This is a genomic window from Streptomyces auratus, from assembly GCF_050433025.1.
Lineage (GTDB): Bacteria > Actinomycetota > Actinomycetes > Streptomycetales > Streptomycetaceae > Streptomyces > Streptomyces sioyaensis.
This window is the reverse complement of sequence record NZ_JBNGCB010000003.1, coordinates 3,069,136-3,085,441: the sequence shown is the minus strand read 5'-3', so window position 1 is coordinate 3,085,441 and position 16,306 is coordinate 3,069,136. Positions and strand designations below refer to the sequence as shown.

The 16,306-nt window shown below is 71.4% G+C and carries 10 protein-coding genes; 4 read left to right on the top strand and 6 right to left on the bottom strand.

All coding sequences use genetic code 11. From position 1 onward, the window contains the following. Positions 1 to 3 precede the first annotated feature (3 nt). The 3 genes from leuC to leuD all read right to left on the bottom strand — a co-directional run bounded on the left by leuC (position 4) and on the right by leuD (position 2,932). Positions 4 to 1,434, bottom strand: a complete 1,431-nt coding sequence (leuC, locus tag BKA18_RS33200; RefSeq protein WP_429638633.1) for a 3-isopropylmalate dehydratase large subunit — start codon at positions 1,432 to 1,434, stop codon at positions 4 to 6. Between the two features lie 211 nt (positions 1,435 to 1,645). Continuing rightward, positions 1,646 to 2,146, bottom strand: coding sequence for an Lrp/AsnC family transcriptional regulator (locus BKA18_RS33195; protein ID WP_366046451.1), 501 nt, complete (start codon positions 2,144 to 2,146; stop codon positions 1,646 to 1,648). Positions 2,147 to 2,335: 189 nt separating this feature from the next. Continuing rightward, positions 2,336 to 2,932, bottom strand: coding sequence for a 3-isopropylmalate dehydratase small subunit (gene leuD, locus BKA18_RS33190; protein ID WP_366046450.1), 597 nt, complete (start codon positions 2,930 to 2,932; stop codon positions 2,336 to 2,338). Between the two features lie 299 nt (positions 2,933 to 3,231). Between leuD and cimA the strand changes: the two genes are divergently transcribed. Both cimA and BKA18_RS33180 read left to right on the top strand, forming a co-directional pair. Then, positions 3,232 to 4,884, top strand: coding sequence for a citramalate synthase (gene cimA / locus BKA18_RS33185; protein WP_366046449.1), 1,653 nt, complete (start codon positions 3,232 to 3,234; stop codon positions 4,882 to 4,884). 365 nt (positions 4,885 to 5,249) lie between these two features. Further along, positions 5,250 to 6,506, top strand: a complete 1,257-nt coding sequence (locus tag BKA18_RS33180; protein ID WP_366046448.1) for an APC family permease — start codon at positions 5,250 to 5,252, stop codon at positions 6,504 to 6,506. Between the two features lie 22 nt (positions 6,507 to 6,528). Here BKA18_RS33180 and BKA18_RS33175 read toward each other — a convergent pair whose 3' ends face one another. The 3 genes from BKA18_RS33175 to BKA18_RS33165 are packed head-to-tail and all read right to left on the bottom strand — an operon-like array spanning position 6,529 to position 10,387. Continuing rightward, a complete protein-coding gene (locus BKA18_RS33175; RefSeq protein ID WP_366046447.1) occupies positions 6,529 to 7,755 on the bottom strand; it encodes an MFS transporter in 1,227 nt (408 codons plus the stop codon). A gap of 23 nt (positions 7,756 to 7,778) precedes the next feature. Then, positions 7,779 to 8,582, bottom strand: a complete 804-nt coding sequence (locus BKA18_RS33170) for a thioesterase II family protein (protein ID WP_366046446.1) — start codon at positions 8,580 to 8,582, stop codon at positions 7,779 to 7,781. Beyond that, positions 8,579 to 10,387, bottom strand: coding sequence for a non-ribosomal peptide synthetase (locus BKA18_RS33165; RefSeq protein WP_366046445.1), 1,809 nt, complete (start codon positions 10,385 to 10,387; stop codon positions 8,579 to 8,581). Before BKA18_RS33165 ends, BKA18_RS33170 begins: the two co-directional genes overlap by 4 nt. 228 nt (positions 10,388 to 10,615) lie before the next feature. Here BKA18_RS33165 and BKA18_RS33160 point away from each other — a divergent pair, with 228 nt between their 5' ends. Together BKA18_RS33160 and BKA18_RS33155 are read left to right on the top strand one after the other, a co-directional pair. After that, complete coding sequence (locus BKA18_RS33160) at positions 10,616 to 11,383, top strand: TylF/MycF family methyltransferase (protein WP_366046444.1); 768 nt, start codon at positions 10,616 to 10,618, stop codon at positions 11,381 to 11,383. Then, positions 11,380 to 16,305: a MupA/Atu3671 family FMN-dependent luciferase-like monooxygenase gene (locus tag BKA18_RS33155; RefSeq protein WP_366046443.1), complete on the top strand. Its 4,926-nt coding sequence runs from the start codon at positions 11,380 to 11,382 to the stop codon at positions 16,303 to 16,305. The genes BKA18_RS33160 and BKA18_RS33155 overlap by 4 nt, the downstream gene beginning before the upstream one ends. Position 16,306: the final 1 nt, after the last annotated feature.

Here is a 16,306-nt window from a genome sequence, read left to right as displayed (position 1 = left end):
GGTTCAGACTCCCGCGGGCGTGGCGACGGCGACGTCAGAGAGATCGGCCGGTGAGGCCAGATGGCCGAGAACCGCTGTTGCGGCGGCGACCTGCGGCGAGACCAGGTGGGTGCGGCCACCCTTGCCCTGGCGGCCCTCGAAGTTGCGGTTGGAGGTGGAGGCGGAGCGCTCGCCGGGCGCCAGCTGGTCGGGGTTCATACCCAGACACATCGAGCAACCCGCGTGCCGCCATTCGGCGCCGGCGGCGGTGAAGACCTTGTCCAGGCCCTCGGCGACGGCCTCCAGGGAGACGCGGACCGAGCCGGGCACGACCAGCATCCGTACGCCGTCGGCGACCTGGCGGCCCTGAAGGATCGCGGCCGCGGAGCGCAGGTCCTCGATGCGGCCGTTGGTGCACGAACCTACGAAGACGGTGTCCACCGTGATGTCGCGCAGCGGCTGGCCCGCCGTCAACCCCATGTATTCCAGGGCCTTTTCGGCGGCGTAGCGCTCCGAGGCGTCCTCGTACGAAGCCGGGTCGGGGACGCTGGACGAAAGCGGTGCGCCCTGGCCGGGGTTGGTGCCCCAGGTGACGAACGGCGCCAGCGCGGAAGCGTCGATGTGCACCTCGGCGTCGAAGACCGCGTCCTCGTCGGTGCGCAGGGTCTTCCAGTAGGCGACCGCGGCGTCCCACTCCTCGCCCTGGGGGGCGTGGTCGCGGCCCTGCAGGTAGTCGAAGGTGGTCTTGTCGGGGGCGATCATGCCGGCCCGCGCGCCCGCCTCGATGGACATGTTGCAGATGGTCATCCGGGCTTCCATCGACAGTTTCTCGATGGCCGGGCCGCGGTACTCCAGGACGTAGCCCTGGCCGCCACCGGTGCCGATCCGCGCGATGATCGCCAGGATCAGGTCCTTGGCGGTGACGCCCTCGGGCAGCTCACCGTCCACGGTGATCGCCATGGTCTTGAACGGGGCCAGCGGCAGCGTCTGGGTGGCCAGGACGTGCTCGACCTGGCTGGTGCCGATGCCGAACGCCAGCGCGCCGAAGGCGCCGTGGGTGGAGGTGTGGCTGTCACCGCAGACCACGGTGGTGCCGGGCTGGGTCAGTCCCAACTGCGGTCCCACGACGTGGACAACGCCCTGCTCGACATCGCCCAGCGGGTGCAGCCGCACCCCGAACTCCGCACAGTTCTTGCGCAGCGTCTCCAGCTGCGTGCGCGAAACCGGGTCGGCGATCGGCTTGTCGATATCGAGGGTCGGGGTGTTGTGATCCTCGGTGGCGATGGTCAGATCCGTCCGACGCACCCGACGACCCGCCTTACGCAGACCATCGAAGGCCTGCGGGCTGGTGACCTCGTGCAGCAGGTGCAGATCGATGAAGAGAAGGTCGGGCTCGCCTTCCGCGCGCCGGACGACATGATCGTCCCAGACCTTCTCCGCGAGTGTCCGTCCCATCGCTTTTTCCTTTCTTGGCGCAGCACATCCCGGACGGTGTACGACCGTCCGGCGCGGTGCTTCACGTTACGGACGAACGCAGGGCTGCCATCCGGCCTTGTCGGCCAGTGGAAAAGAGGAGGGGAAGGCCCTCGGCACGAACCCCGGGTGACAGCGCACGGGGTGTGCAGCCGGTACGGGTTCCGGCTGCACACCCCGGGCATGACGGATCTCATCTCTCGTTACGGCGTCGCGATGGTTTGGATTCGGACGTCACGGCCGGGTCGATGATCTGGGTTTCCAAGTGCTCGTAGACGATCGAGGTGTGCACATCCGCCACCTCTTTGCGCTCCGTCAGCCGATCGATGACGAAGGCATAGAGGTGGTCCGTGCCGGGCACCGCCAAGTGCAACAGAAAGTCGTGGTCCCCGGTGGTGACGAAGAGTCCGACGATCCCGGGAAGGGTGCGGACCCACTCACGGAACTCCTCCAGAATTTTCCGCGACGGCGGGCGGATGCGGACGGCCACGAGCGCTTGCACCGGACGTCCCAGCGCCGCGAGGTCGACCTCGGCGGTGAAGCCGCGGATGACGCCGCGGCGCCGTAGCGTGCGGAGCCGCTCCAGAGAGGTGGAGGGCGCAACGCCAACGGCTGAGGCTAAGTCCCGGTTGCTTCTCCGCGCATCCGCTTGGATAGCGCGGAGGAGTGCTCGGTCCAATGCGTCCAACTCCACGACACAACCCCTTGTCGTCCCCGGTGCTCGGTGGGCGACATGAGGGGGCGCGGTCGACGGCCCGCACTCGGCAGCCCGCAACGATCATGCCCAGCATCCTCATCGGCAAGGAACCCTGTCTCATTTCCCGAGACGGAGCAGTAGTTCACATCGGGCGTACTGCGCGAATCCGCATGCCGATCGCCGCTTCTACACGGCGAGCAGGGTGCGGGGGAGCCACGCCGGCCGCTTCTCCTCATAGGAGGCAATAGCGGATTCATGGGACAGGGTCATGGTGATGTCGTCCCAACCGCGCAGCAGCATACGGCGGTTGTACTCGTTCACGGCGAAGGGGAATGCGGCATCACGGCAGCGCAGCACACAGCTTTCCAGGTCGACGGTGAAAATCGCTGCGGGGTCGTCCTCGGCGAGCTGCCAGCAGCGTTCGACCGCTGCCGGTGAAATCTCGACCGACAGCAGCCCGTTGTTGAGCGCGTTGCCCCGGAAGATGTCGCTGAACGAGGGGGCGACCACGGCCCGGAAACCATGGTCCAGCAATGCCCAGACGGCGTGTTCCCGGGACGATCCGATGCCGAAGTTCGGTCCGGTGATGAGCACCGACGCGTCCGCGTACTCCGGCTTGGCCAGCAGGTAGCCGGGCTCCTCACGCCAGTTGGCGAAGAGGGCGTCGGCGTATCCCGTGCGCCCGGTGCGCTTGCAGTACTCGCCGGGGATCAGTTGGTCCGTGTCGATGTCGCGGCGCCGAAGCGGCGCAGCCGTTCCGCGATGAACCGTGAATTGCTGCACGTTGTCGCCAGTCCTCGGTCGTGGGAGGGGGTCCGTATGCGGGTACGCGACGAACGCGCGACGTTCCGGCCGCGAGCCCGTGCGCCCCGCTCGGCCTTGGAGTCTTGCGGTCCACGGTACGGGCGGCAAATCTTCCTTGCGTTCAGTGGAAAACGCGTGCGCCCGGCCCGCTGCCTCCGTGCTGGAATCCGTGACGTGGGGACCGGTCGGAGAAACGGTGCCCCGAGGCCGTCCCGCGTCTTGAGCTGGAGGAGGCGCGGGGTGCCCTGACTGGCCATCACCACTAGGACGGCACTGCCATGAAGAAGAGCATGGACTGCTTCCACGTCTTCGACACGACGCTGCGCGACGGTGCGCAGCGTGAGGGCATCAACCTCACCGTCGCGGACAAGCTGACCATCGCCCGGCACCTGGACGACTTCGGCGTGGGGTTCATCGAGGGCGGGTGGCCGGGGGCGAACCCCCGGGACACGGAGTTCTTCGCCCGCGCCCACGCGGAGATCGACTTCCGGCACGCCCAGCTGGTGGCCTTCGGCTCCACCCGCCGGGCCGGGGTCGCGGCCGAGGACGACCCACAGGTCGCGGCCCTGCTGGACTCCGGGGCCCCGGTGGTCACCCTGGTGGCCAAGTCGCATGACCGACATGTGCAGTTGGCGCTGCGCACCACGCTGGAGGAGAACCTGGCGATGGTCCGCGACACCGTTCGCCATCTGCGCGCCCAGGGCCGCCGGGTGTTCGTGGACTGCGAGCACTTCTTCGACGGCTACCGGGCCAACCCTGGCTACGCCCAGCAGGTGGTGCGCACCGCGCACGAGGCGGGGGCGGAGGTGGTGGCGTTGTGCGACACCAACGGCGGCATGCTGCCGGCTCAGGTGCAGTCGATGGTGGCCACGGTGCTGGCGGAGACCGGGGCGCGCCTCGGCATCCACGCCCAGGACGACAGCGGCTGCGCAGTGGCCAACACCCTGGCCGCGGTGGACGCCGGCGCCACGCATGTGCAGTGCACGGCCAATGGCTACGGCGAGCGGGTCGGCAACGCCAACCTGTTCCCGGTGGTGGCGGCGCTGGAGCTGAAGTACGGCCGGCGGGTGCTGCCGGAGGGCAAGCTATCCGAGATGACGCGGATCTCGCAGGCCATCGCCGAGGTGGTCAACCTCACCGCTGCCACGCACCAGCCGTACGTGGGGGTGTCCGCCTTCGCGCACAAGGCCGGGCTGCACGCCTCGGCGATCAAGGTGGATCCGGATCTGTACCAGCACATCGCCCCGGAGCAGGTCGGCAACACCATGCGGATGCTGGTGTCCGACATGGCCGGGCAGGCCTCGGTGGAGCTCAAGGCCAAGGAGCTGGGCATCGACCTGGGCGAGAACCGGGAGCTGGTCGGCCGGGTCGTGGCGCGGGTCAAGGAGCGGGAGCTGGCCGGCTACACCTACGAGGCGGCCGACGCCTCCTTCGAACTGCTGCTGCGCGAGGAGGTGGCGGAGCACAACCCTCACTCCTTCCGGGTGGAGTCCTGGCGAACGATCGTGGAGAACCGCCCGGACGGCAGCCATGCGAACGAGGCCACGGTCAAGCTATGGGCCGAGGGCGAGCGGGTCGTGGTCACCGCGGAGGGCAACGGCCCGGTCAACGCCCTGGACCGGGCGCTGCGGTGGGCCTTGGAGAAGTGCTACCCACAGATGGCCAAGCTGGAGTTGGTCGACTACAAGGTGCGCATTCTGGAGGGCCGGCACGGCACCCGGTCCACGACCCGGGTACTGATCTGCACCAGCGACGGCAGCGGCGAGTGGTCGACCGTCGGCGTCGGGGACAACGTGATCGCCGCCTCCTGGCAGGCCCTGAAAGACGCCTACGCCTACGGCCTGTTGCGCAGCGAGCGGAAAGACGGCTCCGCTGAGCGTCCTGCCCCTGCGACGGCGTACCCGGCGGCGGCCGAAGCCGCCTCCGTGTGAGCCAAGCCGCGGCGCGGCCTCCCGGCGGAAGGGGAGGTCTTTTCGTCGGCAGTCAAGGGTTCGATGTTCCGTCCCGTCAGGCGGCATGACTTCGACGATCACCCGCGTTCCACCGTATGTCCGCATGTTCAACCGGCCATCCGGCGAAGGATGTTCGACGCGGACCGGCCCGCGCTCCTGCGGCACGAATTTCCTGCAGCCCTTGCGGCGGCGGAAGCAATACCCCTCTAGCATCGACGCGCGGCGCAAGGGAACAGGAATTTTCCCATGATTTTCCGCGGCCGCATTTCAATCCTTCCGCTGTCGAAGAAAGTGAGGGCTGCCCTATGTCGGGTGGACGCCTGGGTCTCGGAGAAGGGACCGCCTTGTATATCGGCGCCGTACTGGGGCCCGGCGTTCTCGCGCTGCCCGCACTCGCCGCTGCCGCCGCCGGTCCTGCGTCCGTTGTGGCCTGGGCCGGGCTGCTGGCCTTGAGTGTCCCCGTCGCGGTGGTGTTCGCCACGCTCGGTACCCGCTTTCCGGACGGGGGCGGCGTTTCCACTTTCACAGCCAAAGCATTCGGGCCGTCCGCTTCCGCAACCGTGGGGTGGTGGTTCTATGCCGCCGTTCCCTTCGGAGTCGTTTCGGGGGCGATGATCGGCGGGGAATATGTGGCCGAGGCGTTGGGGATGGGCGAGGGAATTGCTTTGGCCAGCGCCGCGGTGATTCTGCTCGCCGCTGTGGTGGCGAACTGCGTCGGCCTTTCGTTGTCCGGGCGACTGCAGTTGATTCTGGTCGGCGTGCTCGTCCTGCTGCTGGTCGGAGCCATGGCTGCGGCTTCTCCCGATGCCTCGTGGGAGAACTTCACGCCGTTCGCCCCGCACGGCTGGGGATCCATCGGGTCCGCCGCCGTGCTGATCTTCTACGCGTTCAGCGGCTGGGAGGCGGCCAGCCATCTGTCCGCCGAGTTCTCCCACCCGCGCCGGGACCTCCCGACCGCGACCGGGGTGACCCTCGTCGTGGTGGGCGCGCTGTACCTGGGACTGTGCCTGGTCACGATCGCCGTGCTCGGTGACAGCGCGGGCAACTCGCACGTCCCGCTGATGATGCTGCTGGAGGTCGGCCTGGGACCGGCTGCGCGCATCCTGACCGCGGTGGCGGCCGTGTGTCTGACCTTCGGCGCCGTGAACACGTTCATCGCCGGCGCGGTCCGTCTGGGGGCCGCCCTCGGCCGCGACGGCGTGCTGCCCCGGTACCTGGCGAAGGGCTCGAACGCCGGTGAGGTGCCGCGCCGCAGCCTGAGTGTGCAGGCGGCACTGGTGGCACTCCTGATGGGCGCCGTTGTGGCAGTGGGGATCGACCTCGATCCGCTGATGCGGGTGACGTCGGTGCTGCTCTCCGCCGTCACCACGGCCGGTATGGCGGCCGGCGTGGCACTGCTGCCGACCCGCCGGCCCCTGTGGTGGGCGGCCGTGATGGCGTGTGCGGTGAGCGCTCTTGTGCTGCTGTGGAGTGGCTGGATGGTGCTGCTGCCGGTGGGCCTGGCCGGCTGCGCCCTGGGCGCCAAGCGGCGTCTGAACCGCCCGGTGCCCGAAGCGGAGCAGACCGCCGTGCCGAGCCTGGTGACGTCCCGCGAGGGCTGACCGCGGGCAGGCCCGCCGCGTCCTACCGGGGTGTCGGCCGTGGCTCGCGGGTCGGCCGAGCCGTGACCGGCTCCCGGCGCCGGAAGAGCAGTTCGGGAACCACGGCGAGGGCACAGAGGGCGGCCGCCGGCAGCGGCGTCCATTGCTCCGGCAGCCACGCGAGCAGGGCGCCGCCGAGTGCGCCGCCGGCCGCTCCGCCCAGGTAGATCACCGAACTGTTCACGGACACCGCCAGCGGGCCGGCCGGACCGGACTGGCGCAGCAGACGGTGCTGTTGGGGGGTCGCATACATCCAGCCCGCGATCCCCCACAGGGCCACGCAGACCAGGGCGGCGGGGTAGCAGGCGGTGGTCCAGGGCATGACGAGGAACGCGACCGCCATTCCGGCCAGGGAGAGCAGCACCAGATGCCGGCCCAGGGGGCGGTCGAGGAAGGCTCCCGCGGCGGAGTTGCCCACCAAACCGCCCACACCGAACACCAGCAGCAGAAGGCCGAGGCGTCCGCCGTCGTGACCCGTGGCAGGGGCGAACACCGCGCCCGCGTAGGTGAGGAGGGAGTACTCCGCCACCACGGCGAGCGCGGTGACGCTCAGGAGCAGACGGACCTGCGGCGAGCGCAGGGTTGCGAGCTGCTCGCGCAGGCTTATCGGACGAGGACCCTCGGCATGGCCGCGCAGACCGCTCACCAGCGCCGAGGCCACCACCGCCGTCCCCAGCCCGAGGACGGTCAGGGAGATCCGCCAATTCGTGGCCTCGGCCGCCCAGGTGCTCGCCGGCACGCCGATCACCGAGCCGGCGACGAGTCCGCCGTTGACGACGGCGAGGGCTCTGCCGCGCCGCTGCTCGGTCACCGAGGCCGCGGCGAGGGCGGCGACATGCGGGGTGAACTGGCAGGCACCCGCGGCCACCAGAACCCGGCCGAGGAAGGCCACCATCAGCGAGGGCGCCCCGGCGCACACCAGGTTGCCGGCCGCCACCGCGCACAGGGCACCCGTCACACACGTACGGGGAGACCAGCGGCTGAGGACGGTCGACAGGACCGGGCCGAGCACCGCGTAGCTGAGGGAGAAGACCGTCATCAGCTGACCCGCGGCCGACAGGCCGACGTCCAGCGAGGCACTGAGCGCGGGCAGCATCCCCGCTATCGCGAACACGTCCGTGCCGATCAAGAACGTGCCCAGCGCCAGCAGGTACAGATGCGGCGGCAACTGCGCATGCGCGCGGGGAGCGGAAGTCGTGGGAGGGTGCATCGGGTCCTCTGCGGTCTCGGCGGTCAGGTCAGAAAGGTCTCGGCCTTCACCGCTGCCGTGACCGCGGACGGGAAGCCGTCGAGGTAGAAGTGGCCGCCGGGAAACACACGCAACCGGAAGGCACGGCGCGTGTGGTGGGCCCAGGCGCAGGCCGCGCGTTCGTCGAGGAGCGGGTCCTCGGAGCCGGTGAAGACCGAGATCGGGCACCCCACCGTGGCGTCGGGAGCGGGGCGGTACGAGTCCACCGCGCGGTGGTCGCTGCGCAGGGCCGGCAGGATCATCTCCTGCAGCTCGGGGTTGCGCAGCAGGCCGGGGTCGATGCCGCGCAGACGGGCCAGGTCGGCGAGGATCTCGGGGCCGTCCCCGAGCGCCACGGACGGCAGCCGGGTGGGTGGCGGCATCCCGGAGACGATGAGCAGGCCAGGGCTGACTCCGTGGGCCGCCTCCAGGCACCGGGCCGTCTCGAAGGCGAGCAGCGCCCCCATACTGTGACCGAAGAGGACCGGCGCCGGATGCCCGCCGGCGGCCACCTGCCGGGCGATGTGCTCCGCGAGGACGGTCAGGTCTTCGATCGGCCGTTCGCCGGCCCGGTCCTGGCGCCCCGGGTACTGCACCGCTTCCACCCGGATCCCGGGGGCAAGCGCCTCGGACAGCGGGAAGTACGCCCCCGCCGACCCTCCCGCGTAGGGGAAACACACCAGGCGGCGCACCGGCCCTGGCGACGTGGAGGAGGGGGGCGCGGGGTGGAACTGGCGGAGCCAGGACGGGTGGCCGCCCGCCCGGCCCCCGGCCGGGGCGGGTGCCGGCCGGCGGTGCGGGGAGGTCATGCCCCGGCCCGCTCGGTGATCAGGGCGCTCAACGCACCGACGGTCGGTGTCCGGAGAAATTCCTGGAGGTCGATCCGGACTCCGTAGCGCGCATGCAGCCGCGTGACCACGACCGCGGCGGACAGCGAGGTGCCGCCCAGGTCCACGAAACTGTGGCCGGGATCCGTGACCTGCACGCCGAGGACCTCTGTCCAGATGCGGGCGACCGCGTCCGCCACCGGCCCGCCCGCCGGGGTGCCGCCCGGCCCCGGGGCGGACGAGCCGGGCTCGGGCACCACAGACGGTGCCGGGAGGCGCCGGCGGTCGACCTTGCCGTTGGGGGAGAGCGGCAGGGCGGTGGCCGTCACGACGTGGCGGGGCACCATGTGGTCGGGGAGCAGGGCAGCCAGATGTGCGCGCAGCGCGGCGCGGTCCGGCGGGTGTCCCGCCTCGGGCACCACATGCGCGACCAGCTGCCGTTCGGCCCCGGCCGGGGGCTCCCAGGCGACGACGGCGCACTCCCGTACCGCCGGGTGGCGGCCCAGGGCGCACTCGACCTCCCCGGGTTCGACCCGGTACCCGCGGATCTTCACCTGGTCATCGACCCGCCCCGCGTACTCCAGGAGGCCGTCCTGGCGGCGATGGACCAGATCCCCGGTGCGGTACGCCCGCACCGTCCCCTCCTCGGTGGGCAGCGGGGCGAAGCTCTGGGCCGTGCGTTCCTCGTCCCGCAGATAGCCGTGGGCCAGCCCCACGCCCGACAGCCACAACTCGGTGTCCCCTTGGGACGCCCGGTCGTCCCGGCGCCCGGAGACAGGCCGCAGATGGGCTGCCATCCCAGGGACGGGCCGGCCGATCGGGGGCGCGTCCGGCCAGGTACGGGGCGGACCCGTCAGGGTGTGGGCGAGCGCCACATGGGTCTCGGCGGGGCCGTAGTGGTTGTGCAGTCGGGCGTCCGGCAGCCGGGCGAACAGTTCGCGGATGCCGGGCGTGATACGTAACGCCTCGCCCGCGGCGGCCACTTCCCGCAGGTCCTCGGGTACCGGCCCCAGTGTCCCGGCGAGATCGGCGAGCCTGCTCAGCGCCACCGGGGGCACGAACAGGCGCTGGATCCTCCACCGGGAGAGCAGCTCCAGGACCCGTTGCAGGTCGCTGCGCTGCTCGTCGGCCGGGACGTACAGACAGCCCCCGCTGCACCAGGCCGTGAACACCTCCTGGACGAAGACGTCGAAGCCCAGTGGTGCGAACATCAGGGTGCGCAGCGGCTCGGCGCTGGTGCCGGCCAGCGTCCAGGCGACGAGGTTGTCCAGGCAGCGGTGCGGCATGGCGATGGCCTTGGGTCCGCCGCTGGACCCCGAGGTGAACACGGCGTAGGCCAGGTCGGTCGGCAGCGGGGGCGCCAACTCGGGCCCGGTGGGCCCCGCATCGTCGGCAGGGAGCTGTCCGGGGCGGACCGTGTCGGGCACGAGCAGCCGCGGCCCGGGCTCCGGCGCCGCGTCCGGGCCGGCCACGAGGGCGAGGCGGGCACCGCTGTGCCGCCACATGTGGCGGATGCGCTCGGGCGGGTAGCTAGGGTCCACCACGCACACGGCGCCCCTGGCGCGCAGCACCCCGAGGACGCTGACGCCGAGCGTCACTCCGCGCGGCAGCTGCACCAGCACGACGTCGCCCGGCCGGACGCCCTGGCGCACCAAGTGCCGCGCCAGTGCGGTGGCACGCCGGTCCAGTGCGGCGTAGGTGAGGCTCCCGTCCGGCGCGACCAGGGCGGGCGCTTCGGGATGACAACGTATGTGATGCGCCATCAGCTCACCCACTCGACCGGGCATCGTGCGGCTCCTCCCCCGCGGCACCGTGCCGCATGAGCCGACGATCACACGCGCGCCAGAGCCGCCGTCGCGGGGCTTCCACTCCCCGGAAGGCCGCGCCGCGGGCACCCGCGACCTCCCTAGTGTCGTGACCGGACCACGTGGGTGGTCCGGTCGCCGCCGTCAGCTGCCCGTGCGCCGCCGCCGGTATCCGGGCCCCACCGGCCACCGGCTCTTCGGAAGGTTCTCGTGCCCTCGACCACGCAGCTCTATCTGGACCTCATGAAACGCGTCCTGACCAACACGATCTACGAGGATCCGCCGATCCCCGCGAGCTGGGCCCCTGCCGAGACGTACGACGAACTCAACCGGCGGCTGGGGGTGGACTGGCCGACCGTCGCACACACGATGGTGGGAATGCGGCGCCTGGAGAACGTGGAGAGCTGCGTCAAGACCGTGCTGCGGGACGGCGTTCCAGGCGACCTCATCGAGACCGGCGTCTGGCGCGGCGGCACCTGCATCTTCATGCGCGCCGTCCTTGCGGCGTACGGCGTGACGGACCGGCGGGTGTGGGTCGCGGACTCGTTCCAGGGGATGCCGCCCGCGGAGGCCTCCGCATACGAAGGTGACCGGCTGCTCGCGACGGACCGCTACAACGCGTTCCTGGCGACCGATCTGGGCACCGTGCGCGGCAACTTCGAGCGGTACGGCCTGCTGGACGACCAGGTGAAGTTCCTGCCCGGGTGGTTCAAGGACACCCTGCCGCATGCTCCGGTGCCGCGGATCGCGGTGCTGCGCCTGGACAGCGACCTCTACGAATCCACCATGGACACGCTCATCCACCTCTATCCGAAGCTCTCGCCCGGTGGCTTCGTCATCATCGACGACTACCACATCCCCGTCTGCCGAGAGGCAGTGCACGACTGGCGCGCGCGCCACGGAGTCAGCGATCCGATCGAAGACATCGACGGGCTCGGTGCGTTCTGGCGACGCGGCGAAGGAGGATCCGCGCGGTGACACAGACCAGCCAGGACGTTCTGTCCCTGATAGCACGCCATATCGGCCGTACCGTCGGCGAGTTGGACCTCGACCGCACCTTCGTGGCCTCCGGGGCGGACTCGCTGGCGCTGATGGCCCTGGCACGGGAGCTGGAGTCCGGTTCCGGGGTGCGGGTGCCGGTGCGCGAACTGTTCGAGGGCGCGGACACCCCGCGGGGGCTCCTCACGCTGCTGTCCGTACCGGAGGCGCCCGACGGGGACGGCACAGCGGACCGCACACCTCCGGCGGAGCCCGCCGGCAACACGGAGCTCGTCGGCAGCACGGGGCCCGCCGGCAGCACGGAGCCCGCCGAGCCGACGAAGGATGTATGCGCCGTCATCGACGGTCAATTGCGGCTTGCCGAGAGCATGCTGGAGAAGTTCACCGAGCTGGCGGGGGAACAGCTCCGGGCGCTGGAGGACCTGCGCAGGGACCCGCCGGCCGGGCCGGGGGGAGACGAAGGCCTGCCGGAATGCCCCACGGACCGCGCCCCGCGGCGGCCGCAGGCCGCACCCACCGGGTCCGCGCCGCCGCGGTCCGTCACGGAGCGGCCGGTCGCGCGTCCACAGCCGCGACCATCGCCGCAGGCAGCCGCCGGCCGCCCCGACTTCAGTCTCTACTTTTTCGGTGACTACACGGACCCGGACGCCACCGCCGGCTACCGGCACCTGATGGACGCCGCGACCTTCGCCGACGACCACGGCTTCCACGCCATCTGGATACCGGAGCGCCACTTCCACTCCTTCGGCGCCCTCTTCCCGAGCCCCGCGGTGCTCGCAGCGTCGCTGGCCGCGCGGACCTCCCGTATTCGGCTGCATGCCGGCTCGGTCGTGCTGCCCCTGCACAACCCCCTGCGCGTCGCCGAGGAATGGTCCGTCATCGACAACCTGTCCGGTGGTCGCGTCGGCCTCGGCTTCGCCTCCGGCTGGCACTCGCGCGACTTCGTCCTGGCCCCCGAGAACTACGGTCGCCAGCGCGAGATCCTGCACGAACACCTCGACACGTTCCAGGAATTGTGGGCCGGGCGCGCCGTTCGCGCGGCGTCGGGCACCGGTGAGCAGGTCGAGGTCAGGCTGCACCCGCGTCCGGTGCAGGAGGCCCCTCCCCTGTTCCTGGCGGTCCTGTCGAACCCGGAGAGCTACGAACGGGCCGGCGCGGCGGGCCTCGGTGTCGTCACCAACCTCATGACGCAGAGCGTCGATGATCTGCGCGACAACATCGCCCGGTACCGCAGGGCCAGAGCGGCCCACGGTTTCGATCCCGCCGGCGGGCGGGTGACGGTCCTCGTCCACACCTACCTCGGTGCGGACGCCGAGCGGGCCGTCCGGCAGGCCCACCGCCCCTTCCGCGACTATCTTCGGTCCTCGCTTCAGCTCCTCGACACCATGGCCAACAGCCTCGGCCTGGACGTCGACCTGTCCGCGACGCCCCCCGAGGACCTCGATTTCGTCCTCGACCGGGCGTATGACCAATACCGCGCGACGCGTGCGCTCATCGGCAGCCCGGCGAGCGTCCGCCCGGTGCTCGACTCGCTGGTCGACGCGGGGGTGGACGAAGTGGGCTGCTTCATCGACTTCGGCGTGGAGCCGGGGCTCATGCTCGACGCACTCCCCCACCTCGACGAGCTGCGGCGGTGCTACACCGCGCCGGAGCCCGGTCCGTCCCTTCCTCCGGCCGCGGTTGCGCCCCTCCCGGAGCAGGCAGCGTGCTCCGCGCCGGCCTCCGCCCTTCAGCGCCGGATGTGGCTGCTGGACCGGATACGGCCCGGGCAGCACACGTACCACGAGCCCAAGGCGCTCCTCCTGGAGGGCCCGCTCGACCTCGACGCCCTGCGTGTCGCGCTGCGCCGCACGGTCGACCGGCACCCGCAGCTGCGCACTGTCTTCCGCGAACGCAGCCACGACGGTGTGCTCGAACAGGTGGTGCCGGCCCCCCTCGCCGTCGACTGCCCGGTCGTCGACCTGACCGGCCTGGACGACGACGCCGCCCTGGAGCGGATGCGGGACGACGAGGACCTGCTCGACTTCGACCTCGCACGCGGTCCGCTGCTCCGGGCGAAGCTCGGGCGGCTCGCCGAGGACCGGCACCTGCTGTACCTGGTGGCCCACCACATCGTGTTCGACGCGCTGTCCACTCCGGTCTTCTGCCAGGACCTCACCGCCTTCTACCGGGCCTGGCCCGGTGAACCCGAGGACCTCGTCGAGCCCGGCTCCGGTGAGGTCCCGGAGCCCGAACCGGCCGCAGTGGAGAGGTCCTTGGCGTTCTGGAAGCGTGAGCTGGACGGCGTCGCGCCCCTGGAACTCCCCACCGACCGGTGCCGGCAGAACACGGCCCCGGTCGTCGGCGCCACCCTGGAACACGTCCTCGACCCCGGCCTCTCACAGGAGGTCCGCACCTTCAGCCGGGCCGGGAACTGCACCGTGTTCATGACGCTGCTCGGCGCGGTGGGCGCTGTGCTCGGCAGGTTCGCCGGCCAGGACGACGTCGTGCTGGGAACGGCCGTGAACCGCCGCCCGCAGAGCGCCGGCCACGCCGTCGGCATGTTCGTGGAGACGGCCGCGCTGCGCATCGATCTGTCGGGGGACCCTGCCTTCGAGGCACTCGTACACCGCGTGCGGTCCCGCCTCAGCACGGCGATCGAGCACCTGGAGGCCCCCTTCGACCAGGTGGTCGAGGCCGTCAACCCAACTCGTGCGGCGGGCGGCAACCCGCTGTTCCGGGCCATGGTGGAGTTCGAGAACGAGACCGCGCTCGACTTCTCCGGCACCGGCCTGGCCGCCCGGCTGCTCGACGTACCCCGCAAGCAGGCCCCGTTCGACCTCTCGTTCTACTTCGCCGACCGGTCCGACGGCATCCGCTGTGCGGTCGAGTACGACACCGGGCTCTTCGACGAGGACACCGTCCGCCGCGTAGTGGAGTACGTGGTGGACCTGCTGCGGCATGCCGTGGCCGCCCCGGACCGGCCGCTGTCCCTGCTTCCCTCGCTCACCTCGCGCGACGCGCAGGACCTCGCCCGATGGCAAGGCCGACGCACCGAGGCCGACGCCGCATGCCTGCATGAGCTCTTCGAGGAACAGGCGCTGGCCCGGCCGGACGCCCTGGCGCTCACCGGTGACGGTGAGCCGATGAGCTACGGCACCCTGGACGCGGCCGCGAACCGCCTCGCGCACCGCCTCGCCGAGCGGGGACTGGCCTGCGGCGACCGGGCCGCGGTGTGCGTGCCCCGCGGCGCCGGACTGGTGGTGGCGATCCTCGCGGTCCTCAAGTGCGGCGCCGCCTATGTGCCGTTGGACCGCTCGTTGCCGGCCGAGCGGCGCCGGTTCATGCTGGAGGACAGCGCGGCCGAGCTGGTGATCGCCGACCGCGCCGCGGAGGAGGGCTCGGAGCACGGCCTGGCCGGCTCCGACGGCACGCTCCCGTGCCCCGTCCAGTGGCTGGATGACGTGGAGCCCGGCCTGCCTGAGGCCCCACTCGGGGTGCCGGTCCGCCCGGACGACACGGCGTACCACCTCTACACCTCGGGAACCAGCGGGCGGCCCAAGGCAGTGGCCGTACCGCACCGCGGACCGGTGAACCTGATCCGGTGGCAGACCGCGACCCTGGGGGCGCTGCGCACGGTGCAGTGGGCTTCGGCCGGCTTCGACGTCAGCGTCCAGGAGATCTTCGCCACCCTGGCCTCGGGAGCCGCGCTGGTCCTCCTCGACGACGAGACGCGCTACGATCCGGCGGCCGTCGCCGAGCACCTGCGGCAGCACGAGGTGCAGCGGATGAGCGTCCCGTACACCCCGCTCAAGCACCTGGCCCGGGAACTGGCCCACGTCCCGTCGCTGCGCCAGCTGCTGGTCGGCGGGGAACGGCTGGTGATCACCCCTGAACTGCGGGCGCTGGCCGAGGCGAACCCACAGCTGGAGATCCACAACCACTACGGGCCGACGGAGACCTCGGTGGTGGTGATCTCGCACCGGGTCGACCCGCTGACCGAGACGGTCCCGCCGATCGGCCGCCCGGTCGACAACGTGATGCTGCGCGTGCTCGACGACCACGGCCGGGACGTTCCGGTCGGTGTGCCGGGTGAACTCCTCATCGGCGGCGTCCAGGTGGCGCGCGGCTACTTCGGCAGGCCCGCCCTGACGGCGGAGCGCTTCGGCGCGAAGGCGGCCGGTCCCGCGGGCGGACCGGCCGCCGGGGACAGCCCCGGGGGCCGGGGCGCGGAGGAGCGGTTCTACCGCACCGGGGACCTGGTGCGGCTGCGCAACGACGGCACCGTGGAGTACCTCGGACGCATCGACGGGCAGGTGAAGATCCGCGGCAACCGGGTGGAACCCGACGAGGCCGGGCGGGTGCTCGCCGGCCTGCCCGGCGTGCGTGAAGCGGTGGTGCTGGCCCGCCCCGACCACACGGGCGAGAGCGAACTCGCCGCCTACGTCGTCCTGGACGACCCCGCACCGGCCGACGAGGACTGGAGCACCCCGCTGCGCAGCCGGCTCGCGGCCACCCTGCCGCACTATCTGATCCCGCAGTCCTGGAGGCGTCTGGACCGCGTCCCGTACACCGCCCACGGAAAGCTGGACCGCGCCGCGCTGCTCGCGCTGGGCGGTGGTGCCGCCGGAGCCCCGGTCTCCGCCGGCACCGGAGCGCCGGACGCCGCCACGGACACCGGCGGCGCCGCGGGGCCCCAGGAGGTGCTGCGCAAGCTGTGGGCCATGGAGCTCGGAGACCGGGTCGCGGCGGGCGTACCGGTGGACCGGTCGTTCTTCGACGTCGGCGGCAACTCGCTGTCCGCGGTACGGCTGCTGGAGCGGATACGCAGCGAGTTCGGGCTCCGGATCCCGGTGGCGGAGTTCTTCGGTTCGCCGACCCTCCAGGCACTCACGGAGCGGCTCCGGCAGGAGGCTGCCTGAG

What these genes read in the sequence shown, in the direction of transcription:
- leuC (WP_429638633.1), bottom strand. Translation starts at nt 1,434, where the DNA reads ATGGGACGGACACTCGCGGAGAAGGTCTGGGACGATCATGTCGTCCGG.
- cimA (WP_366046449.1), top strand. Translation starts at nt 3,232, where the DNA reads ATGAAGAAGAGCATGGACTGCTTCCACGTCTTCGACACGACGCTGCGC.
- BKA18_RS33175 (WP_366046447.1), bottom strand. Translation starts at nt 7,755, where the DNA reads ATGCACCCTCCCACGACTTCCGCTCCCCGCGCGCATGCGCAGTTGCCG.
- BKA18_RS33170 (WP_366046446.1), bottom strand. Translation starts at nt 8,582, where the DNA reads ATGACCTCCCCGCACCGCCGGCCGGCACCCGCCCCGGCCGGGGGCCGG.
- BKA18_RS33165 (WP_366046445.1), bottom strand. Translation starts at nt 10,387, where the DNA reads ATGCCCGGTCGAGTGGGTGAGCTGATGGCGCATCACATACGTTGTCAT.